Annotated in this window: 23 protein-coding genes and 1 pseudogene; 16 read left to right on the forward strand and 8 right to left on the reverse strand. The window is 70.6% G+C overall.

Features of this window, described 5'->3' with window-relative positions; translation table 11 throughout:
• Positions 1-129: 129 nt before the first annotated feature.
• The 4 genes from ACWGI6_RS01145 to ACWGI6_RS01160 all read left to right on the forward strand — a co-directional run bounded on the left by ACWGI6_RS01145 (position 130) and on the right by ACWGI6_RS01160 (position 4,032).
• Positions 130-759: a hypothetical protein gene (locus ACWGI6_RS01145; protein WP_453265555.1), complete on the forward strand. Its 630-nt coding sequence runs from the start codon at positions 130-132 to the stop codon at positions 757-759.
• A 509-nt stretch (positions 760-1,268) separates the two neighbouring features.
• Positions 1,269-2,546 (forward strand): SGNH/GDSL hydrolase family protein, encoded by a 1,278-nt coding sequence (locus ACWGI6_RS01150; protein ID WP_453265556.1) that lies wholly within the window; start codon positions 1,269-1,271, stop codon positions 2,544-2,546.
• 207 nt (positions 2,547-2,753) lie between these two features.
• Positions 2,754-3,218 carry a GNAT family N-acetyltransferase gene (locus ACWGI6_RS01155; protein WP_453265557.1) on the forward strand — a complete coding sequence of 155 codons (465 nt, stop codon included), beginning with the start codon at positions 2,754-2,756 and terminating at the stop codon, positions 3,216-3,218.
• A gap of 55 nt (positions 3,219-3,273) precedes the next feature.
• Complete coding sequence (locus ACWGI6_RS01160) at positions 3,274-4,032, forward strand: class I SAM-dependent methyltransferase (RefSeq protein ID WP_453265558.1); 759 nt, start codon at positions 3,274-3,276, stop codon at positions 4,030-4,032.
• A 182-nt stretch (positions 4,033-4,214) separates the two neighbouring features.
• Here the strand turns inward: ACWGI6_RS01160 and ACWGI6_RS01165 are convergent, their stop codons facing one another.
• The gene (locus tag ACWGI6_RS01165; RefSeq protein ID WP_453265559.1) at positions 4,215-5,381 is read right to left on the reverse strand and encodes a bifunctional DNA primase/polymerase; all 1,167 of its coding nucleotides are present in this window, start codon (positions 5,379-5,381) and stop codon (positions 4,215-4,217) included.
• A 353-nt stretch (positions 5,382-5,734) separates the two neighbouring features.
• Between ACWGI6_RS01165 and ACWGI6_RS01170 the strand changes: the two genes are divergently transcribed.
• The 6 genes from ACWGI6_RS01170 to ACWGI6_RS01195 all read left to right on the forward strand — a co-directional run bounded on the left by ACWGI6_RS01170 (position 5,735) and on the right by ACWGI6_RS01195 (position 11,217).
• Entirely contained in the window at positions 5,735-6,040 is a 306-nt protein-coding gene (locus ACWGI6_RS01170) for a hypothetical protein (RefSeq protein WP_393904201.1), read from the forward strand.
• Between the two features lie 208 nt (positions 6,041-6,248).
• Positions 6,249-7,418 (forward strand): acyl-CoA dehydrogenase family protein, encoded by a 1,170-nt coding sequence (locus tag ACWGI6_RS01175; protein ID WP_453265560.1) that lies wholly within the window; start codon positions 6,249-6,251, stop codon positions 7,416-7,418.
• Positions 7,415-8,419 carry a bifunctional MaoC family dehydratase N-terminal/OB-fold nucleic acid binding domain-containing protein gene (locus ACWGI6_RS01180; protein ID WP_453265561.1) on the forward strand — a complete coding sequence of 335 codons (1,005 nt, stop codon included), beginning with the start codon at positions 7,415-7,417 and terminating at the stop codon, positions 8,417-8,419. The genes ACWGI6_RS01175 and ACWGI6_RS01180 overlap by 4 nt, the downstream gene beginning before the upstream one ends.
• Position 8,420: 1 nt before the next feature.
• Positions 8,421-9,662, forward strand: coding sequence for an acyl-CoA dehydrogenase family protein (locus tag ACWGI6_RS01185; RefSeq protein ID WP_453265562.1), 1,242 nt, complete (start codon positions 8,421-8,423; stop codon positions 9,660-9,662).
• Complete coding sequence (locus ACWGI6_RS01190) at positions 9,659-10,051, forward strand: MaoC family dehydratase (protein ID WP_453265563.1); 393 nt, start codon at positions 9,659-9,661, stop codon at positions 10,049-10,051. The genes ACWGI6_RS01185 and ACWGI6_RS01190 overlap by 4 nt, the downstream gene beginning before the upstream one ends.
• Positions 10,048-11,217, forward strand: a complete 1,170-nt coding sequence (locus ACWGI6_RS01195) for a lipid-transfer protein (protein ID WP_453265564.1) — start codon at positions 10,048-10,050, stop codon at positions 11,215-11,217. Before ACWGI6_RS01190 ends, ACWGI6_RS01195 begins: the two co-directional genes overlap by 4 nt.
• A 6-nt stretch (positions 11,218-11,223) precedes the next feature.
• On the opposite strand, the gene ACWGI6_RS01200 is transcribed toward ACWGI6_RS01195, so the two are convergent.
• Both ACWGI6_RS01200 and ACWGI6_RS01205 read right to left on the reverse strand, forming a co-directional pair.
• Positions 11,224-11,766 (reverse strand): DUF6640 family protein, encoded by a 543-nt coding sequence (locus ACWGI6_RS01200; protein ID WP_453265565.1) that lies wholly within the window; start codon positions 11,764-11,766, stop codon positions 11,224-11,226.
• 78 nt (positions 11,767-11,844) lie between these two features.
• Positions 11,845-12,333 carry a luciferase domain-containing protein gene (locus ACWGI6_RS01205; RefSeq protein ID WP_453265566.1) on the reverse strand — a complete coding sequence of 163 codons (489 nt, stop codon included), beginning with the start codon at positions 12,331-12,333 and terminating at the stop codon, positions 11,845-11,847.
• 177 nt (positions 12,334-12,510) lie between these two features.
• Between ACWGI6_RS01205 and ACWGI6_RS01210 the strand changes: the two genes are divergently transcribed.
• The 3 genes from ACWGI6_RS01210 to ACWGI6_RS01220 all read left to right on the forward strand — a co-directional run bounded on the left by ACWGI6_RS01210 (position 12,511) and on the right by ACWGI6_RS01220 (position 14,325).
• Complete coding sequence (locus tag ACWGI6_RS01210; RefSeq protein ID WP_393904193.1) at positions 12,511-12,894, forward strand: winged helix-turn-helix transcriptional regulator; 384 nt, start codon at positions 12,511-12,513, stop codon at positions 12,892-12,894.
• Between the two features lie 257 nt (positions 12,895-13,151).
• Positions 13,152-13,688 carry a SigE family RNA polymerase sigma factor gene (locus tag ACWGI6_RS01215; protein WP_393904192.1) on the forward strand — a complete coding sequence of 179 codons (537 nt, stop codon included), beginning with the start codon at positions 13,152-13,154 and terminating at the stop codon, positions 13,686-13,688.
• Between the two features lie 250 nt (positions 13,689-13,938).
• Positions 13,939-14,325 carry a VOC family protein gene (locus ACWGI6_RS01220; RefSeq protein WP_453265567.1) on the forward strand — a complete coding sequence of 129 codons (387 nt, stop codon included), beginning with the start codon at positions 13,939-13,941 and terminating at the stop codon, positions 14,323-14,325.
• A gap of 156 nt (positions 14,326-14,481) precedes the next feature.
• Here the strand turns inward: ACWGI6_RS01220 and ACWGI6_RS01225 are convergent, their stop codons facing one another.
• Positions 14,482-15,360 carry a helix-turn-helix domain-containing protein gene (locus tag ACWGI6_RS01225; RefSeq protein WP_453265568.1) on the reverse strand — a complete coding sequence of 293 codons (879 nt, stop codon included), beginning with the start codon at positions 15,358-15,360 and terminating at the stop codon, positions 14,482-14,484.
• A 49-nt stretch (positions 15,361-15,409) separates the two neighbouring features.
• Between ACWGI6_RS01225 and ACWGI6_RS01230 the strand changes: the two genes are divergently transcribed.
• A complete protein-coding gene (locus ACWGI6_RS01230) occupies positions 15,410-15,778 on the forward strand; it encodes a cupin domain-containing protein (RefSeq protein ID WP_453265569.1) in 369 nt (122 codons plus the stop codon).
• Positions 15,779-15,784: 6 nt separating this feature from the next.
• On the opposite strand, the gene ACWGI6_RS01235 is transcribed toward ACWGI6_RS01230, so the two are convergent.
• Together ACWGI6_RS01235 and ACWGI6_RS01240 are read right to left on the reverse strand one after the other, a co-directional pair.
• Positions 15,785-16,054 (reverse strand): DUF397 domain-containing protein, encoded by a 270-nt coding sequence (locus ACWGI6_RS01235; RefSeq protein WP_453265570.1) that lies wholly within the window; start codon positions 16,052-16,054, stop codon positions 15,785-15,787.
• Positions 16,051-16,242 (reverse strand): annotated as a pseudogene (locus ACWGI6_RS01240) (transcriptional regulator); the annotation flags it as partial. The pseudogene ACWGI6_RS01240 and the gene ACWGI6_RS01235, both read right to left, overlap by 4 nt.
• Before the next feature lie 330 nt (positions 16,243-16,572).
• On the opposite strand from ACWGI6_RS01240, the gene ACWGI6_RS01245 reads away from it, so the two are divergent.
• Complete coding sequence (locus ACWGI6_RS01245; protein WP_453265571.1) at positions 16,573-17,469, forward strand: helix-turn-helix domain-containing protein; 897 nt, start codon at positions 16,573-16,575, stop codon at positions 17,467-17,469.
• A 376-nt stretch (positions 17,470-17,845) separates the two neighbouring features.
• Here ACWGI6_RS01245 and ACWGI6_RS01250 read toward each other — a convergent pair whose 3' ends face one another.
• Positions 17,846-18,742: a response regulator gene (locus ACWGI6_RS01250; protein WP_453265572.1), complete on the reverse strand. Its 897-nt coding sequence runs from the start codon at positions 18,740-18,742 to the stop codon at positions 17,846-17,848.
• Positions 18,739-23,106 carry a HAMP domain-containing protein gene (locus ACWGI6_RS01255; RefSeq protein WP_453265573.1) on the reverse strand — a complete coding sequence of 1,456 codons (4,368 nt, stop codon included), beginning with the start codon at positions 23,104-23,106 and terminating at the stop codon, positions 18,739-18,741. The genes ACWGI6_RS01250 and ACWGI6_RS01255 overlap by 4 nt, the downstream gene beginning before the upstream one ends.
• Positions 23,107-23,266: 160 nt before the next feature.
• Between ACWGI6_RS01255 and ACWGI6_RS01260 the strand changes: the two genes are divergently transcribed.
• Positions 23,267-25,093, forward strand: coding sequence for a SpoIIE family protein phosphatase (locus tag ACWGI6_RS01260; RefSeq protein WP_453265574.1), 1,827 nt, complete (start codon positions 23,267-23,269; stop codon positions 25,091-25,093).

A 25,093-nucleotide genomic window follows, 5' to 3' on the forward strand; every position in this document is an offset into this window, starting at 1 on the left:
GTACGTCCTGCGGGCGGGCCTTGTCGGGGCCGTCGCACGAGAGCCTGGTTGAGGAAGGCGGCCAAGGTCCGTCTGCAGCGAGTGGGCGGATCCTCTCCACGAAGCGCCGCCACCCAGGATCATGGAGCGATGAATGAGGGGATAGCAGCATTGATCGCCGGCCTCGCTGCGGCTTTCGGGGGCGTAGTGGGAGCCTTCGGTGGAGGGGTCATCAGCGCGCGCGGGAGCCTGCGAGCAGCGGAGACGACTGCCACGGCTGCTTTGCGGCAGGTACAGGACCAGGGCGCCGTCGAACATGCTCACTGGGTCCGGCAGCAGAGGCAGGCTCTTTACGCGCGCGTTGTGGAGCTTTACGTGGCGGTCGGCGTGACCTTCCCAACGGCCGTGAAGCAATTGAAAGGAGGGGCGCCGCTTGCCGAAGAGGACAAGCAAACGATGCGGGCTGCGGTGGTGGCGCTGGAAGCCGCGATAAGCCAGCTCGGGTTCTGGGGACCTCAGCCGATGCAGGACATCGGAGGTGAACTCCGGACCCGTATCAAGGCCGTTGGCGGGACACTGATCGGCTGGAGCGATGCTGTGGGCCGGCAACCCGACCAGGCCCATCCGCTCACCGGAGGGCAGGAGCAGGCGCGTCGACAGGAAAGGGAAAACTGGAGGACCGAGTATCGCGCCGACCTCAGATCCGCAGCCGCGACCTACAACGAGTTCGTCCGGACGGCCGGCGAGACCTTGCAGAGCCCCGCTGCGCATGCCGCCTGATCGGACACGTCGACGCGGGCCCTCGCCGTGTGGGTGTGGCCGGGCCGGTCGGCTCCACGGCTTTGCCTCGCGCTCCCGTCCCACGTATACGCGCGCGCCGTCGGGTACTGCTGTTCCCTGCCTCGCTCGCTCGACCAGCGGCTGGACGTGTTTGCGCTCCTCGGGGGACGTCCATTCTTGACGCCGATTTCTGACGTCGATTTCTGACGTCCAGTCCTGACGTCCAGTCCCGATGTCAATCTCTGACCTCAAAGCCTGACCTCAAAGCCTGACCTCAAAGCCTGGCATCAATACCTGGGATCAATGCCCGAGGTCCGTTGCTGATTGACATGTGCGTGGGCGCCTCGGGGGCGCCGAGTTCTTTCTGCCGGAATCTCTGCCGAACGGCAGATGTGGAAGCGTCCGGGCCGGGCCGAGACTGCGGATGTGCCTGGCGGGGAGCGGCAGAAGCCGGTCCGGTGCCATGGCGGCCCGTAGTCCTTTCCTGGTGACACGAAAGCGAGCGGTTCATGGATCTCTCCCGGTTCCTTCCGGTCAAATATGCGGTGCTCCTGGTGGCGGCGGTCATCCCGGCGGTGGGTGCTCCTCCTGCTGACGCCCACCCCGCGGCGCCGCGGTCCCGCTGGACGCAGACCTGGGGCGCGGCGGTGCAGCAGCCCGTCGACGGAGCCGAGGGGGACGCCCCGAACTGGTCGAAGAAGGGCTTTCACGGTCAGTCGGTCCGTCAGGTCGTCCGGATCAGCACCGGTGGGTCGCAGCTGCGGATCAGGCTGTCCAACCGGTTCGGGAACGCGCCGTTGCGGGTGGACGGGGCGGTGGTCGCCCGGTCCGGGGGCGGTGGCCAGGCCTGGCCGGGAACCATACGGAAGCTGACCTTCCGGCACTCCGGCTCGACGGTCGTCCCGGCCGGCCGGGAGGCCGTCAGCGATGTGGTGGCGCTGTCCACGTCCCGTTTGGAGAAGCTGGTGGTCACCCTGTACTTCGCCGGGCGGACCGGCCCGGCCACCTTCCACCGCGTCGGGCAGGCAACCTCGTACCGGGCCACCGGCAATCACCTCGACGATGTGCTGGCCAAGGCCTACACCCGTACCTCGCAGTCCAGTTACTACCTCAGCGGGATCGACGTCTTCGGTCCCTTCCGGCCGAAGCGGAACACGGTGGTGGCGTGGGGCGACTCCGCCACCGACGGTGTGGGCTCCACACCGGACGCCGACGGCCGGTACACCGACGCTCTCGCCGAACGGCTGGTCGCTGCCGGCCGCGGGCTCGGAGTGGTCAACACCGGGATCGCCGGAAACATGCTGCTGACCAGCAGTTCCTGCTTCGGTGAGAAGGGGACCACCCGGTTTCGGCGGGACGTCCTGGGCCGGCCGGGCGTGCGGACGGTGATCCTTGAGCTGGGGGGCAACGACATCGGCGCCAACTGGTCCAAGGGCCCCTGTCTCCCGTCGTCGCACACACCGGTCTCGGCACGTCAGATCACTGACGGCTACCAGGAGTTGGTGCGGGCCGCGCATGAGCGGGGCATCAAGGTCATCGGTGCCACCGTGATTCCGCTGAAGGGGTACCCGGGCTACTCCGCCAAGGTCGAGCGCCTGCGTCAGCAGGTCAACCACTGGATCCGTACCAGCCGGGCGTACGACGCGGTCGTCGACTTCGACCGGGCCCTGGCGGACCCGGCTCACCCCGACCGGCCCCGGCCCGGCTACGTCTATCAGGACGGGCTGCACCCCAACGACGCCGGATACCACGCCCTCGCCGACGCCTTCGCTCTCACGGACCTCTGAATCGTTCGGTCCGCTGAAATGCGGAGGGCGTGGCGCGGCGGTAAATGCTCCCGGAGAAAGGGGAAGCGTGCGGCAATGGGGTTTTATTCGGGCGGTAGGGTGGCGGCGGAAAGATGAATGGAATTCCAGTCGTGATGCGGAGAGTGGGCAGAGGTCACCGTGGGTGCGCGGAGGGCGGGAGCGGCAGGTGTGGGTCGCCGGGGAAATGTGCTGATCCGGCGGGCCGAGGAGCGGGATGCCGGGCGGCTCACCCGCCTTGTGCGCAGCTCTCGGGCTTATGAGGGGCGCTATTCCTCGATGGTCGAGGGGTATCGGGTGGGGCCGGATTACCTCGCGGCGCACCGGGTGTTTGTCGCCGTGGAGGAGATCCCCGGTGAGGAGGGCCGCGGTGAGCGAATCCTGGGGTTCTATTCGCTCGTGGTGGAGCCGGCCGAGCTGGACCTGATGTTCGTGTCGGACCAGGCACAGGGGTACGGGATAGGGCGCCGGCTGGTCGAGCACATGCGGGGCGAGGCGCGGAGCGCCGGGATCGGCAGGGTGCGGGTGATCTCGCATCCGCCTGCCGAGGGGTTTTACCGCAGCGTGGGCGCCCAGCCGGTCGGAACGGTGCCGGCGAATCCGCCGGCAGTGATGTGGGACCGTCCGGAGCTCGTATTCCTGGTGGCCGAATAGCGGGTCGGGGCGTAAATCGTTGGCCAGGCGGTCCCTTCGTATTGATTGTGTAGGTATGACGCGATCATTTGAGGAACTGGTGGCCGAGGCCGATGCCGTATCGGTCGAGGGGTGGGACTTCTCGTGGCTGGCGGGGCGGGCCACGGAGGAGCGGCCCTCGTGGGGGTATCAGCGGGCGATGCGCGAGCGGTTGGCGGGGGCGTCGGCGGCACTGGACATTCAGACGGGTGGCGGTGAGGTGCTCGCCGGGGCGCCGAAGCTGCCGCCGGTGATGGTGGCGACGGAGTCCTGGCCGCCGAATGTCGCCAAGGCCACCGCGCTGTTGCATCCGCTCGGCGCGGTCGTGGTGGCTGACGCGGACGAGCCGCCGCTGCCGTTCGGTGACGCGGCGTTCGACCTGGTGACGAGCCGTCATCCGGTGACCGTGTGGTGGGAGGAGATCGCCCGGGTGCTGCGGCCCGGGGGCACCTACTTCTCCCAACAGGTCGGACCGGCCAGCGTGTTCGAGCTGGTCGAGTACTTTCTGGGGCCGCAGCCGGAGGACGTACGGCGGGCCCGTCACCCCGAGGAGGCACGCCGGGCGGCCGAGGCGGCAGGCCTGGAGGTGGTCGATCTCCGCGCGGAGTCGCTGCGGGCCGAGTTCTTCGACATCGGGGCGGTCGTCTACTTCCTGCGCAAGGTGGTGTGGATGGTTCCCGGGTTCACGGTGGCGCAATACCGGGAGCGCTTGCGGGAGTTGGACGAGTCGATCCGTGCGGAGGGGGCGTTCGTGGCGCACACGACCCGGTTCTTGATCGAGGCGCGTCGGAGCTGATCCTTCCGCGCCCGGTTCCTTCCGCGCCCGGCTCCCTCTGCGCCCGGCTCCGTCTGCGCCCGGCTCCGTCTGCGCCCGGCTCCATCTCCTCCCTGGTGACTGTCTCTGAGTGCGCCACCCCTTGCTGCGTACCCCTACGGGCTGCCGCCACCGTCGCTGCCCCTGCGGGCCGCCGCTCCCGGTTACCCCTGCCGCCGGCGGGCCGCCGAGGCGATCGTCGCGCGAGCCTCCTGTGCGGACAGGCCGGTGTGGCAGGCGGCCTCCGTGAGTCGGGCGGCGAGTTCCCGGCCGAGGCCGGACTCGTCGGCGCGGCAGGCGGCCCAGTAGAGGCGGGCATTGCGCTGACCGGCCGGGGAGGCGCGGACGAAACGTACGAGCGCCGCGGCGGGCTGGGGCGGGACGCCGTGCGGGGACTCGCGGTGGGCGGACGGGGGCGGGGCCGTGAGGAGGGCGAGCAGGGCGTCCGGCACGGGGGCGGGGCGGTGCGGGGCGCCCGGTGCCAGGGCGTAGCGCCCGTGGGCGGTGAGCGAGCCGGGGCCCACGAGATAGCCGCCCGCGCCGCGGATGTCGATGCCGGGGGCGAGCCGGCCGACCGAATTCGAAATGGCGGGGGACGGCGGGCCGGTGAGCCAGAGGTGGCGGCCGCCGCTGGGGGTGCGGACCGTGACCGTGGGCGGGATCGGGAAGCCGTGTTGTTCGGCGAGGAAGCGGAGGGCGGTCAGGCCATCGGCACCGTTCTTGGTGTCGAGGTCGATGCCGATGAGGTGGTGCGGGGGCCGCCCGCAGGCGAGTCCGTAGCCGGTGGCCCAGGGGGCGGCGGCGAACATCCGGCGGACGCCGAGCGGGTCGGTGCTCGCGTCGTGTACGCCGTGCCCGAGCCGGCCGCACTCGCCGCGGCAGGGCGGGACCTCGGGATGCCCGCGGTGCGGGGACCGGAGGGCCGGAAGCTTGTTGCGGGTCAGCGGGATGACGGGGTAGCCGCGCTCGGCGGCGAGGAGGGCATGGGCGAGGGCCGCGGCGTGCGCATCCGCGGGCCCGGTGGGATGGCGGCCGAGAGGCGGGGCGGGGCGGGGGCCATCGGGCTGCTGGGGGCGCTCCGCAGGCCGGGGTCCGGCGGTGGGCTCGGCGGGTCGATCCGAGGGCCGGGGCCCGGGGGCAACCGCAGGCCGGTGCTCGGTTCGATCCGCGGGCCGCCGAACCTCGTCCTGCGGATCGCGTCGAAGCCCAGGGCGCGGCTCGGCGGCCCGCGGATCCGGCCGCACCTCAGGGCACGGCTCGGCCCGCAGGCCAGGCCGCGGAGCGGGCCGGTCCTCCGTCGGTGTTCCGGTATGGCGTCGGTGCAGGGCCATGGCTCTAGTTTCGTACGAATGTTCGACGAAGGGAAGGGGGGCGCGCCCGAACCGGCCCGCGCGCCGGTTGTGGCGGCCGGGCGTGCGGGGCGCACGGAGTCGGCGCGGGGCGGGCTCTGGCGGGATGCCGTGGCGTGGAGGCGAGTGCCGGCGGGCGTCGTGCGGCGGCCGGGGTTTACCCGGGGTTCCTCATGCTTGCGGGGGAATCGCCCCTTCGCGACGGGTTCGCCGGGGATTCATGGGCAAGCCTGAGTGCGCGACGTCGAAGCAAGCACCGGGGTGGTCGGCCAACTGCCCGGTGAGCAAGCGGAGTTCCATCGATCCAGAAGTCGTGTTCCGTAGGAGGAATAGACATGGCAAGCACCCGTACCGCCCGCGTCATCGCCGTTGTTGCCGCACTGCCTTTCGCGGCCGCACTCTTCACGGGCGTGGCGCAGGCCGATAACGGCGGCTTTGCAACCAACGGGTCGAGCTCGGCGGCGACGAGCCAGACGGGGACGGGCGTCGGAGGCAGCAACTTCGGTAACTCGACCACCGGTCAGCAGGTCGCCAACGGCGCCGGCGCCTCCAACCAGAACAACACCGCGAGCGTGAACGGCTCCGGCCCCACGCGTATCGACCAGACCAACGCCACCGTCAACTTCACCAACCTCTGGTGACCCGGTACGCCGCATAGGGGAAGCGGCGACCGACCGAGGGGTGATGAGTCAGGGCCGGCACGGAGAGAAGGGGGCTTCTCCGGGGTTCACGCGCCGACCTTGACAGCGAGCGGGTTTCTGACGGACAGTCAGAAACCCGCTCGCTCGTTCGTACGCCAGGACTCCCCTGCGCACCGGGCGGACGGCCACCAGAAGGGGAGCCGCCGACGTGCACCTCGCCCCCACCGAGCGCCAGGCGCAGTTGCGCACCGAACTCCGTTCGTACTTCCGCGAGATGCTGCCGGACGGGCCGGTCGAGGACCCCGCCGAGCAGCGTGCGATGCTCCGCCGGATCGGCGCCGACGGCATGCTGGGACTGGGCTGGCCGACCGCGTACGGAGGGCAGGGGCGCGGCCCCGACGAGCAGTTCGTCTTCTTCGACGAGGCGCACCGCGCGGGCGCCCCGGTCTCGATGGTCACCCTCAACACCGTCGGCCCGACCCTGATGAAGTACGGCACCCAGCGGCAGAAGGACTTCTTCCTGCCGCGGATCCTCAGCGGGGAGCTCGTCTTCGCGATCGGCTATACGGAACCCGAGGCCGGTACCGACCTGGCCGCGCTCCGCACCCGCGCGGCGCGAGAGCGGGGCGGTGGTGATGCCGGCTGGCTGATCAACGGCGCCAAGAGCTTCACCAGCAACGCCCATCAGGCCGACTGGATCTGGCTCGCCTGCCGCACCGGCCCCGACGCCCCCAAGCACCGGGGCATCTCGATCATCCTCGTGCCCACCGACGCACCCGGATTCTCCTGGACGCCGATCGAGACGGTCGGCGGGCTGACGACCACCGCCACGTACTACGACGGCATCCGCGTCCCGGCCGGGAACCTCGTCGGGGAGGAGAACGCCGGCTGGACGCTGATCACTCATCAGCTCAACCATGAGCGGGTGGCGCTGGCCGCCATCGGGGTGCAGGCCGAGGACGCCTTCGACGCGGCGCTGGCCCATGCCCGTACACCGGAGGCGGAGACCGGCGAGCGGCCCGCCGACCGTCCATGGGTGCGGTCCCGGCTCGCCGAGGCGCACGCCCGGCTGGCCGCCACCCGGCTGCTGAACTGGCGGCTGGTCGATGGCGTGGGCGCCGGGACGCTCAGCCCCGGCGACGCCGGCGGCGTCAAGTTCGCCGGGACGGAGAGCGCCGTCGAGGTCTACCGGATGTGCCAGGAGGTGGTGGGCGATGCCGCCCTGGTGCGGGCCGGTTCGCCGGGCGCCTTCGGGGGCGGTGAGCTGGAGCGGATGAACCGTGCGGCGCAGATCAACACGTTCGGGGGCGGAGTGAGCGAGGTCCAGCGGGAGATCGTCGCGACGATGCGGCTGGGGATGCGAAGGGGGCGGCGATGAGCCCGGTGCAGCTCACATACGAGCAGCTCAAGGCCTATGAGGGCCGGCCGACCGGGAGCGCCGGCGTGGGCAAGGACCTGGTCAACGAGCCGATGATCAGGCACTGGTGTGAGGCCATGGGCGACACCGGCCCCGCCTACCGGGGGCCGGACGCCGTCGCCCCGCCGACCATGCTCCAGGCCTGGACGATGGGGGGCCTCTCCGGCCACATCGACCGCTCGGGGGCGTACGGCGAACTGTCCGGGCTGCTGGACGACGCCGGGTACACCTCCATCGTCGCCACCGACTGCGAGCAGGAGTATCTGCGGCCGCTGCGGCCCGGTGACCGGATCACCTTCGACGCGGTGATCGAATCGGTGTCGGAGCGCAAGACGACGAAGCTGGGGACCGGGCACTTCATCACCACGCGGATGGACATCCGCGCCGACGGCGAGCCGGCCGGGACGCACCGCTTCCGGGTCCTCAAGTACGCCCCGGCGGCACGGCCCCCCAAGAAGGCCGAGCAGTCGCAGGCACCCGAGCAGTCGCAGGCACCCCAACAGTCGCAGGCACCCCAGCAGCCCCGAGCCCGGCGGCCCCGCCCCGTCATCAACCGCGACAACGCCGGCTTCTGGGAGGGCGTCGCCGGGCACCGGCTGCTGATCCAGCGCTGCACGGGCTGCCGGACGCTGCGTTTCCCCTGGCTGCCTGGGTGCAATGCCTGCGGGTCGGCGGAGTGGGACACCGTCGAGGCGAGCGGCGCGGGAACGGTCTTCTCCTACGTCGTGATGCACCATCCGCCCTTCCCCGCCTTCACGGCGCCCGAGCACGGCGCGGACGCTCCCGGCCCCTACGCGGTCGCGCTGATCGAGCTCGCGGAGGGGGTGCGGATCGTCAGCAATGTCGTCGGCGTCCCCTACGACAAGGTGCGGATCGGCATGCCGGTACGGCTCGAATTCCTGTATGCGGACGACGAGTTGGAGTTGCCGGTCTTCCGCGCGGCAGAGGGCGGTGAGGGCTGAGATGGACTTCACGCCCACCCCGGAGCAGGCGGCGGCCCGTGAGCTGGCGGCGCAGATATTCGGCGACCTGTCCACGCCGGAGCGCCTCGCCGCCTGCGGCAGCGGCACGGACGCCGCACTGTGGAAGGCGCTGTGCGCGGCCGGTCTGCCGGGCGCGGTGGAGGAGACCGGCCTGCTCGGACTCGTGCTGATGCTGGAGGAGCAGGGGCGTACGACGGCGCAGGTGCCGTTCGCGGCGACCTGTGTGTACGGCTTGCTGGCGATCGGCGCGCACGGCGGCCCGGAACAGCGGGCGCGGCTGCTGCCGGCGCTGCGGGACGGCGAAGCGGTCGCCACCGGGGCGTTTCCGGCGCGGCGCGGCGGCGTACGGGCCGAGCGGGCGGCGGACGGGACGGGGCGGCTGACCGGCAGCGTCCCCGTGGTGCCGTGGCTGCGCGAGGCCACCCATGTACTGGTGCCGGACGGGACGACGCGGGCGCTGTGGCTCGTACGTACCGATGCCGCCGGGGTACGGCGGGACCCGGTGGAGACCACCGCCCCCTGGTCGGCGGGCCGGCTCACCCTGGACGACACCCCCGCCGAAGGCCTGAACGGCCCTGCCGCCTCCCCTCATCCGGACGCCACCCACGCCTACGCCGACGTCCTGGCCCTCGCCCGCACCGCCTTCGCCGGTCTCCAGGCCGGGGTCTGCGCCGGTTCCCTGGCCAGGGCGGTGTCCCACACCACCACCCGCGAGCAGTTCGGCCGCCCGCTCGCCACGAACCAGGCCGTGCAGCTGCGCGCCGCCGATGCCTATATGGACACCGAGGCCGTCCGGGTCACCGCCTACGAGGCGGCCTGGCGGCGGGACGCGGGCCTGGACGCCGGGCCGCATGCGCTGACCGCCGCCTGGTGGGCGTCCGAGGCGGGCACCCGCGTGGTGCACACCGGCCAGCATCTGCACGGCGGCATCGGAGCCGACGTCGACCACCCCGTCCACCGGCACTTCCTGTGGGGCAGACAACTGGCCGGGTACCTGGGGTCGGGGGCCGAAGTCCTCGATGAATTGGGGGAGTTGCTCACGGGAGAGGGGCAGGAGGCCAGGGAGGCCAGGGAGGCCAGGGAGGCGCTGGAGGGGCGAGAGGGCGGGGAAGGCCGTCCGTACCAGCAGGGCGGTCCGTACCAGGAGAGCCGCGCCGACCAGCAGAGCCGCGCCGACCACCAGGGCCCAGACGCCCGAGCCGACCGGAAGGAGGCCGGATGAAGGCCGGTGACGAGCTGCCGACGCTCACCATCCCCCTCACCCGCACCCTGATCGTCGCCGGAGCGCTCGCCTCCCGCGACTACCAGGACGTGCACCACGACACCGAGGCAGCCCAGGAGAAGGGCTCGCCGGACATCTTCATGAACATCCTGACCACCAACGGACTCGTCGGCCGCTACATCACCGACCACTTCGGGCCGCGCTGCACCCTGCGCAAGGTCGCCATCCGCCTCGGTGCCCCCAACTACCCCGAAGACACGATGGTGTTGAGCGGAACCGTCACCGAGGTGACGGACGGTACGGCGGTGGTGCGGATCGTCGGAGCCAACGGCATCGGCCACCACGTCACCGGCACGGTCACCGTAAGCCTCCCGGAGGGCACGGCATGAGCGTCCACCGCCCCGACGCCCTCGGCGGCCGGGCCGCCATCGCCGGAATCGGCGCGACCGAGTTCTCCAAGGACTCCGGCCGCAGCGAACTGACGCTCGCCGTCGAGGCCGTACGTGCCGCCCTCGACGACGCCGGGCTGACCCCCGCTGACGTCGACGGCCTGGTCACCTTCACCATGGACACCAACCCCGAGATCACCGTCGCGCAGGCGGCCGGCATCGGCGAGCTGTCCTTCTTCTCCCGGGTCCACTACGGGGGCGGCGCGGCCTGCGCCACCGTCCAGCAGGCGGCCCTGGCGGTCGCCACCGGTATCGCCGAAGTCGTCGTCTGCTACCGCGCGTTCAACGAGCGGTCGGGCCGCCGCTTCGGCTCCGGCGTACAGCAGCGGGAGCCCACAGCGGAGGGTGCGGCGCTCGGCTGGAACCTCCCCTTCGGCCTGCTCACCCCCGCCTCCTGGGTCGCCATGGCCGCCCAGCGCTACCTCCACACCTACGGCCTGACCCCGGACGCCTTCGGCCCGGTCGCGGTCACCGACCGACGCCACGCCGCCCGCAACCCGGCCGCGTACTTCTACAACAAGCCCATCACCCTCGCCGACCACGCCGCTTCCCGCTGGATCGTGGAGCCGCTGCGGCTGCTGGACTGCTGTCAGGAGACGGACGGCGCCCAGGCGATCGTGGTGACCTCGCCCGAGCGGGCCCGCGCGCTGCCCCACCCACCGGCGCTGATCACGGCCGCGGCCCAGGGCGCGGGCCGCGCCCAGGAGCAGATGACCAGCTTCTACCGCGACGGCCTGACCGGCCTCCCCGAGATGAACGTGGTCGCCCGCCAGCTCTGGCGCACCGCCGCCCTCACCCCCGCCGAGATCGATGTCGCGATCCTCTACGACCACTTCACCCCCTTCGTGCTGATGCAGCTGGAGGAGTTCGGCTTCTGCGCCCCCGGCGAGGCCGCGGACTTCGTCGCCGCTGACACCCTCCCGCTGAACACCCACGGCGGCCAGCTCGGCGAGGCCTATCTGCACGGGATGAATGGCATCGCCGAGGCCGTCCGCCAGCTCCGCGGCACCTCCGTCAACCAGGCCGGCAGCCCCGCCCATGTGCTGGTCACGGCCGGGACCGGGGTCCCGACCTCGGGGCTGATCCTCGGCGCGGACGGCTCGTGACACCCGTCATCCGGCTTCCGGACGGCGGGGAGAGGGCGCCGGGCGGCACAGCACCGATGCGCCCGCGATGGCGCCGAGTACGACGATCTCGATGACCGCCTGCACCGGCAGCCCCGCGATGTACTTGCCCGCGGTGTCGAACTGCGGGTCGAAGTAGGCCGCTCCGGGGTAGAGGATCGCCGCTGCCTGGCTGACCCAGTAGAGGCCGGCGAACCCGACCGCGGCGAGCAGGTTGGAGCGGGCGTCGCCGCGGCGGCGCCATACGAAGAAGAGGGAGACGAGGGCGAGCAAGGTGCCCATCGCCATGGTCTGGCCGTTGTGGAACTTGGCGTGCGGGGGCCAGAGCGGGTTCAACACATGTGTTTCGTTCCAGTCGGCGACGTACGGCGAGACGGCCGTGAAGACCGCGACCAGCGAGAGCAGGGTCTTGCCTGCCGTTTCCCGGGTCTTGGCGGCCCGCGCACGGACGGCTCCGCTCCGGACGGAACCGGTCGTGGTGGCCGACCGCGCGCTGTCGTACCCGCGGTCAGGAGACGTGGAGGTGTCCATCGGTATGGCCTTTCGGTGGAGTGATTGAGGAGGACGAGCCGAGGGCGCCGGTGATGCCGGTGCCCTGCCCCTGAGGGGTCAGGCCACAGCGGCGGCGGCGGTGGGCGCATGGCCGGTCGCGTACCGGTAGGAGGCGGCGACGACCTTCTTGGCCACCGCCAGTTCGGCCTGATCGCGTGGGGCGTAGAGCATGACGACGTTGATGCCGAGGTCGTACAGCGGATGCTTCTCACCCCACCCGGAGGCCAGGAACTCGGCATGGTCGGCCGGGTCCAGGGCCAGATGAAGGCTGCCGTCGGCGTGCAGATGCGCGAACTCCGCGTTCCGGCGCGGCGGGAAGAGCAGGGCGCCCGGAGCCGCGGCGCTGTCCTTCAGGAACACCGCCCAGGTGCTGGGGGCGGAGATCTCGCTGTGGCCGGTGGTGATGCCGGGCAGCACGGTGGCCATCCACTGCCGCAGTTCTTCCCTGGTCCGGGGCGGGCTGGTCTGGGTCAACTGCAGGTGGGGGACCTCGGGCCCGGTTTCGGGCCGGTCACCCGCACGTTCGGGGAGTGCCGGGAAGGTCATGGGAATGCTCCTTCGTGTCAGGGGACCGGACGCCGGGGAAGCAGGCGTCGATCGGATGCACCGGCGGTCCGGCCGGTGCCGGCCCGCTCTCCCTCCACGTTACTTTCCTCGGTATAGTGGTTACCTACGAGAAAGTACCCCCGGGCCCCCACGGCGCGGAGCGGGTCAGGAGGAAACATGACCGAGCAGAACGAGCAGGCGTGTCCGATCAACCCGGTGGTGGACCTGCTGTTCAGCCGCTGGACCACGCCGATCGTGTGGGTGCTGGAACACCACGGACGGCTGCGTTTCAACGAGCTGCAGCGGCTTGTGCCGTCCATCACGCCCAAGGTCCTCACCGAGCGCCTGCGCCGGCTGGAACGTGACGGCCTGGTGATCCGCACCTACCACGCGGAGATCCCGCCCAGGGTGGAGTACGAGATCAGCGACCTGGGCCGCACCCTGGTCCCGGTCTTCCAGACCCTCCATACCTGGTCCGCGTCACACCTTCCGCAGGTCACCGCCGCGCGTCAGGCCTACGACACCGCACGGGAGGAAGAGGCGGCCTGGGCCGAAGGCTGAGACGCGCTCTGCGAACGGGGCGGCGGTCCTCCGTCTGCGCCGCCGCGTCCGCCCCGGGACGCCCGGGACGCCCAGGCCGCCGGGCACGTCAGACGCAGCGCGGTGGGCCGTGCCCTTGCCGGACCTCTGACGGGTGGGGGGCCGGCCGTCCCCCCAGAGGAGGTGAACCGAGCCCCACCCGTACAACTTGAGACGGATGAGGCTTCGGCACCTTGGGGCGATCCGCCCGACCCACCCTCGCTCCTAGCGTGGTGCCCATGACCACGCCAGTGTGCACCAGCGCTTCGACCGCCGCTGTGTTCCCGACGTTCTCGTCCTATGTACGGGCCCGGGGGCCGGTTCTGCTGCGCACTGCGCGGTCGCTGTCCGCCAACCCGAACGACGCCGAGGACCTCCTCCAGACGGCCCTGGCCAAGACCTTCGTGGCCTGGGACCGTATCGAGGACCACCGCGCCCTGGACGGCTATGTCCGCCGCGCGCTGATCAACACCCGTACCTCCCAGTGGCGCAAGCGCAAGGTCGACGAGTTCGCCGTCGACGAGCTGCCGGAACCGGACCCGCTGCCGGCCCCCGACCCGGCCGAACTCCAGGGCCTGCGCGACGCGATGTGGCGCGCGGTGATGCGACTCCCCGCCCGCCAGCGGGCCATGGTCGTCCTCAGGTATTACGAGGACCTGAGCGAGGCCCAGACCGCCGAGGTCATGGAGGTCTCGATCGGCACGGTCAAGAGCGCCGTCTCCCGCGCCCTGGGCAAACTCCGGGAGGACCCGGAGCTGGCGATGATCTCGGCCTGATCCGTCGCCTCGGGGGAGCGCACCACCCGCTTATGCGCCCGGCCCTGCAGGCCGTGCCCCGCCATCTCTTTCTGCCCGAGGTGAGTCTCGCCTGACGGCCTACGGCCGTGTCCGGCGGATCGGACCAGCGGACCAGGACCGGCGGACCAGGACCAACGACCGATCCCGCCTCGCTGATCCGGCATATACGTTCCGTGTGCAACCAACCGACAGCGCTCTGACCATGCCGGGCGCCCCCAAAGGAGCCCCCATGCGCGTCACCGCCTTCGACCACCTCGTTCTCAACGTCTCCGACATCGAGCGCTCGCTCGACTTCTACTGCGGCCGGCTCGGTCTGGAGCCGGTGCGCGTCGACGCCTGGCGCGCGGGGGAGGCGCCCTTCCCCTCCGTACGCGTGAGTCCGACGACCATCATCGACCTCGTCCAGGGGCCCCGCGAGGGCTTCAACGTCGACCACCTCTGCCTGGTCGTCGAGCCCGTCGACTGGCAGGAGGTCATCGACTCGGGCGAGTTCACGGTGGTCGACGGCCCCGGGCAGCGCTTCGGCGCCCGGGGCACGGGCCAGTCCCTGTACGTCAGCGACCCGGACGACAACACCGTCGAGCTTCGCTGGTACGCGTCCGACGCCAAAGCCTGATCCGCCGGGCAGACCGCCCTGAGCCCGGCTCACGCCGGAACACCGGCTTTTACACCTCGCTGATGGAGGAGGTGTGGATGGGGACGCACTAAGTGCTGTCCGGGAGGCCGTGGACGGTGAAGCGGGAGCGGCGGCACCGGCGTATGGCAGCAACGGTCAACGGTCACGGTGCGGGAGAGACACGGCCGCGTAGCGCCCCGGTGTCGTGCCCACATGGCGGGTGAAGTGCCGGTTCAGATGCGCTTGATCATGGAATCCCACGGTGCTCGCGACCTCCGCCGGCCGCCTGCCGTCGAGCAGGAGCGAGCGGGCCCGCTCGATGCGCTTGCCGGTGAGGTAGGTGTGCGGCGGCAGGCCGTAGGCCTGCTTGAAGCAGCGGATCAAATGGGTGGGGTGCGCGTGCAGGACGGTCGCTGCCTCCTGTAGGGAGATGCCGGACGGGATCCGGGAATCCAGTAGTTCCCGCAAGGCGGCAGCCGTACGGTTCGCCTCGCGGCCCGGCGTACGCGGCGGCTGGAGCGCGTCCAGGTGGAACTGCAGCCGCTCCCGGATGAAGGCCAGCCGGGATTCGGCTTCGAAGGCGTCACCCGCGTGCACGTCGCCCGCGTGCACGTGGTCCGTGCGGCCGAGGGACGTATGCAGCTGGTGGATGCGATGGCGCAGCAGCGCGTCGCCGAAGACCGGACCGTCCACCGCGCGGCCGGTCAGCCCCATGGGGAGTGCGGCCGCATCGAGGTAGAGCACCCGTTTGCGGAAGCCCGCCGCGGTGACCGTCCTGCCGTCATGGGCGACGCCGGGAGGCAGCAGGACGACCTTGCCGGTCCCGGTCACGCCATGACGGTGGCGGTCACAGGCGAAGTCGACCGCCCCGTCATTGAGGATCATCAGGGCCCAGGTGTCATGGGTGTGGGACGGGTATGCGTGCTCGGTGAAGTGCGCGTGGAAGACCTCGGCTATGCCCGGGACGGGCGGCCGCCAGGCGCTGATCGTCGTACGGGGCGGGCCGTTCGCCGTACGGGACGGGCCGTCTGTCATGCCAGGAACGTACAAGACCGCCCGAGCCCGAGCACGGCAGTCTCAAGGCATGACCGACTCTCCCGCTCCCGTCAATCTCGCTGACAAGCTCTCGCAGTTCAGCGACCTGTGGTCACAGAAGAAGATCGCCGACCTCAACGACTACGAGGTCAAACTCGCCAAGCTCCACGGGGAGTTCGTCTGGCACACGCACAAGGACACCGACGAACTGTTCCTGGTCATCAGCGGCCGGCTCACCATCCAGCTCAGGGACGGTGAGGTGGTGCTCGGCCCCGGCGAGCTGTACGTCGTTCCCCGAGGCGTCGAGCACTGCCCGGTGGCCGAGGAGGAGACCGCCATCCTTCTCTTCGAACCGGCCGGCACGCTCAACACCGGTGATGCGGGCGGGCCCAGGAGCAAGGCGCCCGAGGCCCTTTGACGCGCGTCAGCGCCCCGCCGCGGCATACGCGACGAAGTCGGCCCAGGCGGCGGGGCGGAGGCGCAGCTGCGGGCCGTGGGGGTTCTTGGAGTCGCGGATGTGGATGGTGTCGGGGGTGGTGGCGACTTCGAGGCATTCGTTGCTGTTGCTGTCACCGCTGTAGCTGCTCTTCTGCCAGGCGACTTCGACGCACTCGTTGCCGTTGCCCTGGCCGCTGTAGCTGCTCTTGGTCCACTCCAGCGCGGAAACGCTTCCGGCAGAGGGCTTGAGGGTCATGTCTCTCCCAGCACTTTCTCGATGAAGGCCAGCGACTCCCGGGGCGTGAGAGCCTGGGCCCGGATGATGCCATAGCGCAGTTCGAGGATCCGGGTCTCTTGGGGGCCGGAGATCAGACGGCTGCTGAACTGGTCATCTGGGCGTCCCACCACTGAACCGTCCCCGAATTTCAGAATCTCGATCTCACCGAGACCGCGGGTGAGACGACTGGCGACCCGTCAACCGGAGGCCGGAAAGCCGGACGCCGGTGCGCCGCGCGCCGGGGTTTCGGCCCGTAAAAGACCCATAACCCCAGGTAGAGAAACCGGTCCAACCCAGCCCGACCCAGCCGAACCCACCCCGGTGTGCCCTGTCGTCACTCGCTTGGGTGATCCATGACCGGAAGGCTCGCCTCCGGTGCCCTCACCCATGCACTCTCGGCAACAACAACCCCAAAAACCCGCACACATGCGACGGCCCCCGGCCGGGACTGGCATCCCGATCGAGGGCCTGACCAACGAGGAAGCAGGACCTTCCCGATGGCTGAGCAGAAGCTTAATGCGCCTGCGCGCGCCCAGTACGAGGTTCGGCGATCCCCGGCCGGCGTCCGCAAAGTCACCGAGTACCAGGACCCCGGCTACACGATCGTCGGCAATCACCTCGCCCAGCACCGGTCCCTGTCCGGCCTCGCGATCGGGCTCGCCGCCCACATCCAGTCGCTGCCCGAGGGCGCGCCGGTCGACATCCGTACGCTGGCGAGGCGGTTCCCCGAGGGGCGGGGCCGGATCGCCGCCGCCTTACGGGAGTTGGAGGCGTACGGCTACCTCGAACGGGTCCGACGGCGCACCGACGACGGGCGCATGGTCACGGTCACGATCTCGTACAACAACCCGGAGGCCACCCGCGCCCGCCGCGCCCACGAGGCCACCGAGCAGGCCAAACGCCGCACCGCCGTCGAACCACCCCCTCCTGCGCCGGACCCGTCCCCCGTAAGGCAACCGCCGCAGCCTTCCCACGGACCGCAGCTACCGGAGCCCGCGACCGACGAGCACCACACCCCGGCCGCCGCCCTCCTGGCGAACCTCCGCCGCGACGACCCCCGCCTCCTGCTCTCCGTACGGGACATCCACCGCCTCGCCCCGCCCGTCGCCGCCTGGCTGGAACGCGGCGCCTCGCCGGACGCCGTACGAAGCGCCCTGACGGCAGGCCTTCCCCCCACGCTCCGCCACCCGGCAGCCTTGCTCGCCCACCGCCTCACGGAGCTACTTCCCCCACCCCTCCCCGCCGCGCTCCCAGTCACCCCTGCCCCCACCCACGCCCGCCCGGCCCCGCTCCAAACCTGCGACGGTTGCGACCGCGCCTTCCGCGCCCCCGCCCCGGGTCTCTGCCGCGACTGCCGCCACCCGGCCGCAGCGGAGCAGAGAGCCGCTTCCTGACTCCGTACGACGTGGTGTACACCGCCGTCGAGCAGGGGGGGCGTCGCCGTTCGATGTCGTGGTGGGTGTGCAGCGCATCGGTGGCATCGAGGAGCAGCCGGTCGCGTTCCGCCGTCCAGCAAGGGTCCGCGCTGGATCCGTGCGTCAGGGAGGTGATCTGTGCGGAGGTCAGTGCGGCGCGGAGGGCGAAGCGGGCGATGTGCACGCCCCATGCGTACGAGGGAGATCAGTGATTCTGAAACCGAAGCGCTACCCGTCGCGGAGAGGTAAGGCACGACGATGACGGCAGTCCCGATACCCCGACGTCCCGGGGAGCGGGACTGCGTCGGCGGGAGCGGTCGCGTCCGCGAGCCCGCCATGATCCAAACGACACGCCCTAGGTCCCCCGGCTCACCATCAACCTCCCCACCGCCTGCTCCAATTCGGCGACGCGGTCGGCGAGGCGGGCCTTGTCGGAGCCTTTTGCGTCGCGCAGGAGGAGTTCCACCTCGGCGAGCTGGCCGGCGATTTCCGCGAGGCGGGATGCGTCGGGGGTGGGCGCTGCGGGCTGCGGGGACGGCTCGGAATGTGCCGGCGCTCCGGGGCCTTCCGGGGGAATGGCGGGGTGCCCGGCCTGCTGTCCGGGTTTCGGGGGCTGCTGTGGATCCGGGCTCTCCGCGGCCGTCGAAGCCGAAGCCGTAGCAGCATCGGCGGTCGGCACGGCACCCGAAGCCGGGGCCGAAGTCGACACCGTGGGCGAGGGCGCGGGTGAGGACGAAGCCGCTTCCGTTCCCGCTGCGGTCGTCGTCGTGGCGGGCGGTGGCCCCTCGGCTCCAGGGCGGTCGTCCGAGGTCAGAAGGCGCTTCAACTGATCGGCCTGGGCGGCCAGTTGGCGGTTCTTGCGATGGAGGTCGAGGAAGACGTTCACCTTGGTGCGCAGCAGCCAGGGGTCGAAGGGCTTGATGAGGAAATCGGCGGCGCCGACCGTGTAGCCGCGGTAGGCGTAGTTGGGGTCGACCGAGGCGCCGGTGAGGAGAATGATCGGGACGTCTTTCGTCTGGTCCAGGCCCTTGATGTTCGCGGCGGTCTCGAAGCCGTTCATGCCCGGCATCATGACGTCGATGAGGACGACCGCGAACTCCTCGCGGAGCATGGCCTTGAGGGCTTCCTCGCCGGATCGCGCACGGACCACTTTCTGGGTGAGCGAGCCCAGTACGGCCTCCAGCGCGACGAGGTTCTCCTCCATGTCGTCGACGATGAGGATGCTGGATGAGGTGTCCGGCGCGGTCGTCATGACTGCTCCCCCGTCATTCCCCGGTCGTCCTGGCCGGTGTCCTCGGTGTCATGGGTGGTATCGGGCTTGCGGGAGGTGTCGCAGTGATCGGATTCCTCGGGGCCGTCGGCGTGGGGCTGCGGGGTGGGGCTGCCGTGCTGCGGGTCCAGGAGGCCGCAGATCACGGTCAGCAGCCGGTCCACGTCCACCGGTTTGGGGATGTAGTCATTGGCCCCGCTCTCGATCGCCTTTTCGCGGTCGCCGGGCATGGCCTTCGCGGTGAGGGCAATGACCGGCAGGTCCGCGAACCGAGGTGCTTGCCGGATCGCCTTGATCATCTCGTAACCATCCATTTCGGGCATCATGATGTCCATCAGCACCAGCGATACGTCCGGCGTCCGGTCGAGGACCTCCAGGCCCTCGCGGCCGTTCTCGGCGTATTTGACGCTGATGCCGACCCGGCCCAATACGTGCGTGAGCGCGAAGACATTGCGGATGTCGTCGTCGACGACGAGGATGCGGCGGTTGGCCAGCACCTCGCCGGGGCGTCCGCTGAGCCAGTCCTTGAGGCGGGTGGTCTCGGGCCAGGTGACATCGCCGCCGTCGGCGGAGTGGGCTCCCAGGTGCGGGGGCTGGTCCTGTTCCCCCTGGGTGGGGAAGACGTCACCGGACGAGGCGCTCCGCGCGGTGGCCCTGGGGGTCGCCGTGAGCTGTTCGGCCAGGACGGGGCGGGCGGGGCCTGCCTGCGCGGCGCTGTCCGCGGGGCGGGTCGCGGCGGTGGGGCTCGGTGCGGGGGAGGGGCCGGTGTAGTGCGCGGGCACATACAGGGTGAAGGTCGAGCCGACGCCCGGCTCGCTCTCGGCGATGATCCGGCCGCCGAGCAGCGCGGCCATATCGCGGCTGATGGAGAGGCCGAGGCCGGTTCCGCCGTATTTGCGGTTGGTGGTGCCGTCGGACTGCTGGAACGCCTCGAAGATGCCGTCGAGTTTCTCCGGTGAGATGCCGATGCCGGTGTCCTTGACGGAGAGGGCGATGACGTCGTCGGCGGTGCGGAGGGAGTCCTCCTCGAAATCCGTGCCCGGTACGCGCTGGACGATGAGTTCCACGCTGCCGGAGGAGGTGAACTTCACGGCGTTGGACAGCAGATTGCGGAGGATCTGCTGGAGGCGCTGTTCGTCGGAGAAGAGCTCCTTGGGGACGTGCTCGCCGACCTTGACGTCGAAGGTGAGGCCGCGGTCGACGGTGAGCGGCTTGAAGGTGGCGCGGACGTAGTCGAGCAGCTTGATCAGCGGCAGGGTCTTGGGGTGGACGTCCATCCGGCCGGCCTCGATCTTCGACAGGTCGAGGATGTCGTTGATGAGCTGGAGGAGGTCGGAGCCCGCGCGGTGGATGGTGACGGCGAATTCCACCTCCTGGGTGGAGAGCCGGCCGTCGGGGTTGTCGGCGAGGAGCCGGGAGAGCACCAGCAGGGAGTTCAGCGGGGTGCGCAGCTCGTGCGACATGTTCGCCAGGAATTCCGACTTGTACTGGGAGGAGGTGGCGAGAAGGGCCGCCTTCTCCTCCAGCTCGGCGTTCGTCAGCTGGAGTTCGTCGGAGCGCTGGCGGAGCTCGGCGGTCAGGCGCTGGGACTCCGAAAGCAGGGACTCCGTACGGGAGTTGGCGATGATGGTGTTGATCGAGACGCCGATGGTGTTCACGAACTGGTCGATGAAGGCGAGGTGGACGTCGCTGAAGCGGCTGAAGGAGGCCAGCTCGATGACGCCGAGCACCTGGTCCTCGAAGAGGATGGGGAGGATGACGATACTGGCCGGGGCCGAGGCGCCGAGTCCGGAGCTGATGGTGATGTAGTCGGGCGGGACGGCGTCGACGACGATGCGCTTCTTCTCCATGGCGGCCTGGGTGATCAGACCCCAGCCGGGGGTGCCCAGGCGCAGCCGCGGCAGTGAGCGGCGGCCCTCGGGCTGGCCGGTCCCGTAACCGGCGATCAGCTCCAGGCCCTCGCCCGGTTCGGCGCCCGCCTCGGCCAGGAAGAACGCGCCGAACTGCGCATTCACCAGCGGGGTCAGCTCGCGCAGGATCAGATCGGCGACCTCGACCAGGTCGCGGTGGCCCTGCATCAGGCTGGCGATACGGGCCAGGTTGGACTCCAGCCAGTCCTTGGCGCGGGTGGTCTCGCGGAGATTGGCGACCATCAGGTTGATGTTGTTCTTCAGGGCCGCGACCTCGCCCTGGGCGTCCACGGTGATCGAGCCGGACATATCGCCCTGGGTGACGGCGCTGGCCACCTCGGCGATCGCGCGGACCTGCGTCGTCAGGTTCAGCGCCAGCTCGTTGACGCTGGTGGTCAGCCGCTTCCAGGTGCCGTAGACGCCCTCGACCCGGGCCTGGCCGCCGAGCTGGCCCTCGCTGCCGACCTCACGGGCCACCCGGGTCACCTCGGAGGAGAACGAGGAGAGGGTGTCGACCATCGTGTTGATCGTCGTCTTCAGTTCCAGGATCTCGCCGCGGGCGTCGACGTCGATCTTCTTGGACAGGTCGCCCTTCGCGACGGCGGTGGCGACCTGGGCGATGTTGCGGACCTGGGACGTCAGGTTGTCGGCCATGGAGTTGACGTTGTCGGTGAGGTTCTTCCACACGCCGGAGACGCCATGGACCTGGGCCCGGCCGCCCAGCCGGCCCTCGGTGCCGACCTCGCGGGCCACCCGGGTGACCTCGTCCGCGAACGCCCGCAGCTGCTGGACCATCGTGTTGACGGTGTCCTTCAGCTCCAGGATCTCGCCGCGGGCGTCCACGTCGATCTTCTTGGACAGGTCGCCGTTGGCCACGGCCGTGGTCACCTGGGCGATGTTGCGGACCTGGGACGTGAGGTTGAGCGCCATGAAGTTGACGTTGTCGGTGAGGTCTTTCCAGACCCCGGAGACGTCCCTGACCTGCGCCTGACCGCCCAGGTTTCCTTCGGTGCCGACCTCGCGGGCGACGCGGGTGACTTCGTCGGCGAAGGCGGAGAGCTGGTCGACCATCGTGTTGATCGTGGTCTTCAGCTCCAGGATCTCGCCCTTCGCCTCCACGGTGATCGTCTTGCCGAGGTCGCCCTGCGCGACGGCGGTGGCGACCAGGGCGATGTTGCGGACCTGGGAGGTCAGGTTGTCCGCCATGAAGTTGACGCTCTCGGTGAGGTCCCGCCAGACCCCGGATACGCCTCTGACCTGCGCCCGGCCGCCCAGCCGCCCCTCGGTGCCGACCTCGCGGGCGACGCGGGTGACCTCGTCGGCGAAGGCGGAGAGCTGGTCGACCATCGTGTTGATCGTCGACTTCAGCTCCAGGATCTCGCCCCGCGCGTCCACGGTGATCTTCTGGCTCAGGTCGCCGTTGGCCACGGCCGTGGTCACCTGGGCGATGTTGCGGACCTGCCAGGTCAGGTTGGACGCCATGAAGTTGACGTTGTCGGTGAGGTCTTTCCAGACCCCGGATACGCCCCTGACCTGCGCACGGCCGCCGAGCTGGCCCTCGGTGCCGACCTCGCGGGCGACCCGGGTGACCTCGTCGGCGAACGCCCGCAGCTGATCCACCATCTTGTTGACGGTGAGCTTCAGCTCCAGCAGCTCGCCGGTGGCCTCGACCGTCACCTGCTGAGTCAGGTCGCCGGTGGCCACCGCGGTGGTGACCACGGCGATGTCCCGGACCTGCGCCGTCAGCCGCGACGCCATGGTGTTGACCGCCTCGGTCACATGGAGCCAGTCGCCGGAGAGTCCCTGGACCTTGGCCCGGCCGCCCAGCCGGCCCTCGGTGCCCACCTCACGGGCGACCCGGGTGACCTCGCCGGTGAACAGCGACAACTGGTCCACCATGCGGTTCACACCGCTGCCCAGCCGTCGCAGATCGCCGCGGAGCTGGCGGTTGCCGTCGTGCAGATCGACCCGCTGGGTCAGATCGCCGTCGGCCACCGCGTCCAGCACCCGGGTGGCCTTGGCGAGCGGCACCACCAGCGCCTGCAGCACGGTGTTGGCCGACTCGATGTTCGTCGTCCAGGTCCCCTGGCCGGGGCTGGCGGAGATCCGCTCGTCCAGCCGGCCCTGCCGGATGATCTCGCCGCGTACCCGCTGCAGCTCGGAGGCCAGATGGACGTTGCGGGCCACGATCTGATTGAAGACGCCCGTCATGTCGGCCAGCACGCCATCCGTGGAGGAGCCGTCCTGCGGGATCTCCACATGCGCGGTGAAATCCCCGTCGCGCAGCGCATTCATCGCCGCGAGCAGCGGCCGTAGCTCGCTGGTCCGCACCCACTGCCCGTCGTGCCGGGCGTCGGGCGGCTGCGGGGGCTCAGCGGGCTCCGGCGACTCCGGGGGCGGAGAAGCAGGCTCGGGCCGGGCCGGGTCGAGCGCCATGACACACCATCCCCCCAGTGATCGATGTGGAGAAAGCCGGTTGGGCAGGGTGATCCATTTGGGCAGATATGACATAGTATAAAGCGCTTGTAATCAGTTTTTCCCGGCACATTCAGGGGGCGCAGTGGTATCGCTGTCCTCCCCGCACGCGACGGAATCCGTGTCCCGGAAAGGCCTGCCCGCGAATCAGCTCGCGGCCGCCGGTGCACGTAAATTCGTGCGCGCGCTGCTCACCGAACGGGCGGCCGCACCGTCCGCCACGGCAGGGCCCGGCGCGGCGGCGATCAGTGCGGAGCTCATCCACGACGCCGTTCTGCTCACCAGCGAGCTGGTCACCAACGCCGTGATGTACGCCGGTACCGATATCGATGTGACCTGCCGCCTGGAGCACGACCGGCCGGCCGCCGAGGACGACGGGGAGCGCCGCCCGGCCAAGGTGGGCGTGGTGCTGGAGGTCTCCGACCGCCATCCCGCCCGGGGCGTACGCGGTGGGGTCGACGCCCGCACCGGAGAGCCGGGATTCGGACTCCAGCTGGTCAGCGCGCTGGCGGAGTCCTGGGGCGTGACCTACCGGCAGGCCGTGAAGACCGTCTGGTTCCGTCTGGAGGCCACCGAGGGCGAGTCCCTGCGCCCCAGCCGCGTGCCCCAGCGCGAGTCGCGCCGCGCCGAGCCCCCCGTACGCCTGGCCCACCCCGTGACCCATCGCGGCCGCCCGCACGGATTCGCCGCCGAATGGGCCGACCGCGGCGGCCCGTCCTTCCTCGCCGAGACCAGCGAGCTGCTGGCCGGGCAGCTCGACCAGGACATGGTCACCGCGCTCGCCGCCCAGCTGCTGGTGCCCCGGCTCGCCGACTGGTGTGCCATCTGGCTGACCACGGAGAGCGGCGGCATGCAGCTGTCGCGGGTCTGGCATGTCGACGAGCGGCGGATCGGCCCGCTCCGTGCCGAACTGGAACGGGACCCGCCGACCGACATCATCCGCACCGCCGGCACCCCCTGGCCCTGGCCGGAGTGCGCCGGCACGGCTCCCTCGGGCGGGTCCGCGCTCGCCTTCCCCCTGGTGGCCCGCGACGTCGACCAGGGCATGCTGCTGCTCGGCCGGGCGGGGCACCTGCAGATGACCGACACCGTGGTGCGGATGGTCGAGGACGTGGCACGCCGGGTCGCGCAGGCCGTGTTCACCGCCCGCCAGTACACCCGGCAGACCACGATCAGCCTGGCGCTCCAGCGTCGGCAGCTGCCCGCGACGCTCGCCAGCATCGTCGGCGTCGACACGGCGATCGTCTATGAGCCGCACGGCGAGGGGCAGACCGTCGGCGGCGACTTCTACGACGTCTTCCCGATGGGCAACCGCCGCTGGTGCTTCCTGCTCGGGGACGTACAGGGCAAGGACCCCGAGGCGATGTCCGTCACCGGACTGGCGCGCCATCTGGTGCGGCTGCTGGCCCGCGAGGGCCATGGTGTCGAGTCGGTGCTCGGCAGGCTGAATCTGGCCATGGCCGAGGAGAGCGCGGAGGCGGTGGAACTGGGCGGTGAGCAGGCCACCTCCCGCTTCCTGAGCCTGCTGTACGGCGAGCTGGAGGTCGATCCGGGCGTACCAGGGGCCCGCTGTACGGTCGCCAGCGCCGGCCACCCGCCACCGCTGCACATGTTCGTCGACGGCGCCGTGGAGCCGGCCTCCGACCCCCAGATGCTGCTCGGCATCGACGAGGGCACCGAATTCCACGCCAGCTCCTTCGTCCTCGCACCGGGCGAGACGCTGCTGTGCGTGACCGACGGTGTCACCGAACGCCGGTGCGGCAACTGGCAGTTGGACGACAACGACGGTCTGATCGAGGTACTGCGGGACGGCATGGGGCTGGGCGCCAAGGCCCTCGCCGAGCACGTACGGCGCGCCGCACACGACTTCGGCACCGGGCCCGTCGAGGACGATCTGTCGGTGCTCGTCCTCCAGGCGGTGGCCTCGACGGCCGACCGGCGCCCGTGA

This window comes from Streptomyces sp. NPDC054786, from assembly GCF_053611685.1.

Coding starts and splice junctions, on each gene's coding strand:
- ACWGI6_RS01145 (WP_453265555.1), top strand. CDS start 130: ATGAATGAGGGGATAGCAGCATTGATCGCCGGCCTCGCTGCGGCTTTC.
- ACWGI6_RS01150 (WP_453265556.1), top strand. CDS start 1,269: ATGGATCTCTCCCGGTTCCTTCCGGTCAAATATGCGGTGCTCCTGGTG.
- ACWGI6_RS01160 (WP_453265558.1), top strand. CDS start 3,274: ATGACGCGATCATTTGAGGAACTGGTGGCCGAGGCCGATGCCGTATCG.
- ACWGI6_RS01165 (WP_453265559.1), bottom strand. CDS start 5,381: ATGGCCCTGCACCGACGCCATACCGGAACACCGACGGAGGACCGGCCC.
- ACWGI6_RS01170 (WP_393904201.1), top strand. CDS start 5,735: ATGGCAAGCACCCGTACCGCCCGCGTCATCGCCGTTGTTGCCGCACTG.
- ACWGI6_RS01180 (WP_453265561.1), top strand. CDS start 7,415: ATGAGCCCGGTGCAGCTCACATACGAGCAGCTCAAGGCCTATGAGGGC.
- ACWGI6_RS01185 (WP_453265562.1), top strand. CDS start 8,421: ATGGACTTCACGCCCACCCCGGAGCAGGCGGCGGCCCGTGAGCTGGCG.
- ACWGI6_RS01190 (WP_453265563.1), top strand. CDS start 9,659: ATGAAGGCCGGTGACGAGCTGCCGACGCTCACCATCCCCCTCACCCGC.
- ACWGI6_RS01195 (WP_453265564.1), top strand. CDS start 10,048: ATGAGCGTCCACCGCCCCGACGCCCTCGGCGGCCGGGCCGCCATCGCC.
- ACWGI6_RS01200 (WP_453265565.1), bottom strand. CDS start 11,766: ATGGACACCTCCACGTCTCCTGACCGCGGGTACGACAGCGCGCGGTCG.
- ACWGI6_RS01205 (WP_453265566.1), bottom strand. CDS start 12,333: ATGACCTTCCCGGCACTCCCCGAACGTGCGGGTGACCGGCCCGAAACC.
- ACWGI6_RS01210 (WP_393904193.1), top strand. CDS start 12,511: ATGACCGAGCAGAACGAGCAGGCGTGTCCGATCAACCCGGTGGTGGAC.
- ACWGI6_RS01215 (WP_393904192.1), top strand. CDS start 13,152: ATGACCACGCCAGTGTGCACCAGCGCTTCGACCGCCGCTGTGTTCCCG.
- ACWGI6_RS01220 (WP_453265567.1), top strand. CDS start 13,939: ATGCGCGTCACCGCCTTCGACCACCTCGTTCTCAACGTCTCCGACATC.
- ACWGI6_RS01225 (WP_453265568.1), bottom strand. CDS start 15,360: ATGACAGACGGCCCGTCCCGTACGGCGAACGGCCCGCCCCGTACGACG.
- ACWGI6_RS01230 (WP_453265569.1), top strand. CDS start 15,410: ATGACCGACTCTCCCGCTCCCGTCAATCTCGCTGACAAGCTCTCGCAG.
- ACWGI6_RS01235 (WP_453265570.1), bottom strand. CDS start 16,054: ATGACCCTCAAGCCCTCTGCCGGAAGCGTTTCCGCGCTGGAGTGGACC.
- ACWGI6_RS01245 (WP_453265571.1), top strand. CDS start 16,573: ATGGCTGAGCAGAAGCTTAATGCGCCTGCGCGCGCCCAGTACGAGGTT.
- ACWGI6_RS01250 (WP_453265572.1), bottom strand. CDS start 18,742: ATGACGACCGCGCCGGACACCTCATCCAGCATCCTCATCGTCGACGAC.
- ACWGI6_RS01255 (WP_453265573.1), bottom strand. CDS start 23,106: ATGGCGCTCGACCCGGCCCGGCCCGAGCCTGCTTCTCCGCCCCCGGAG.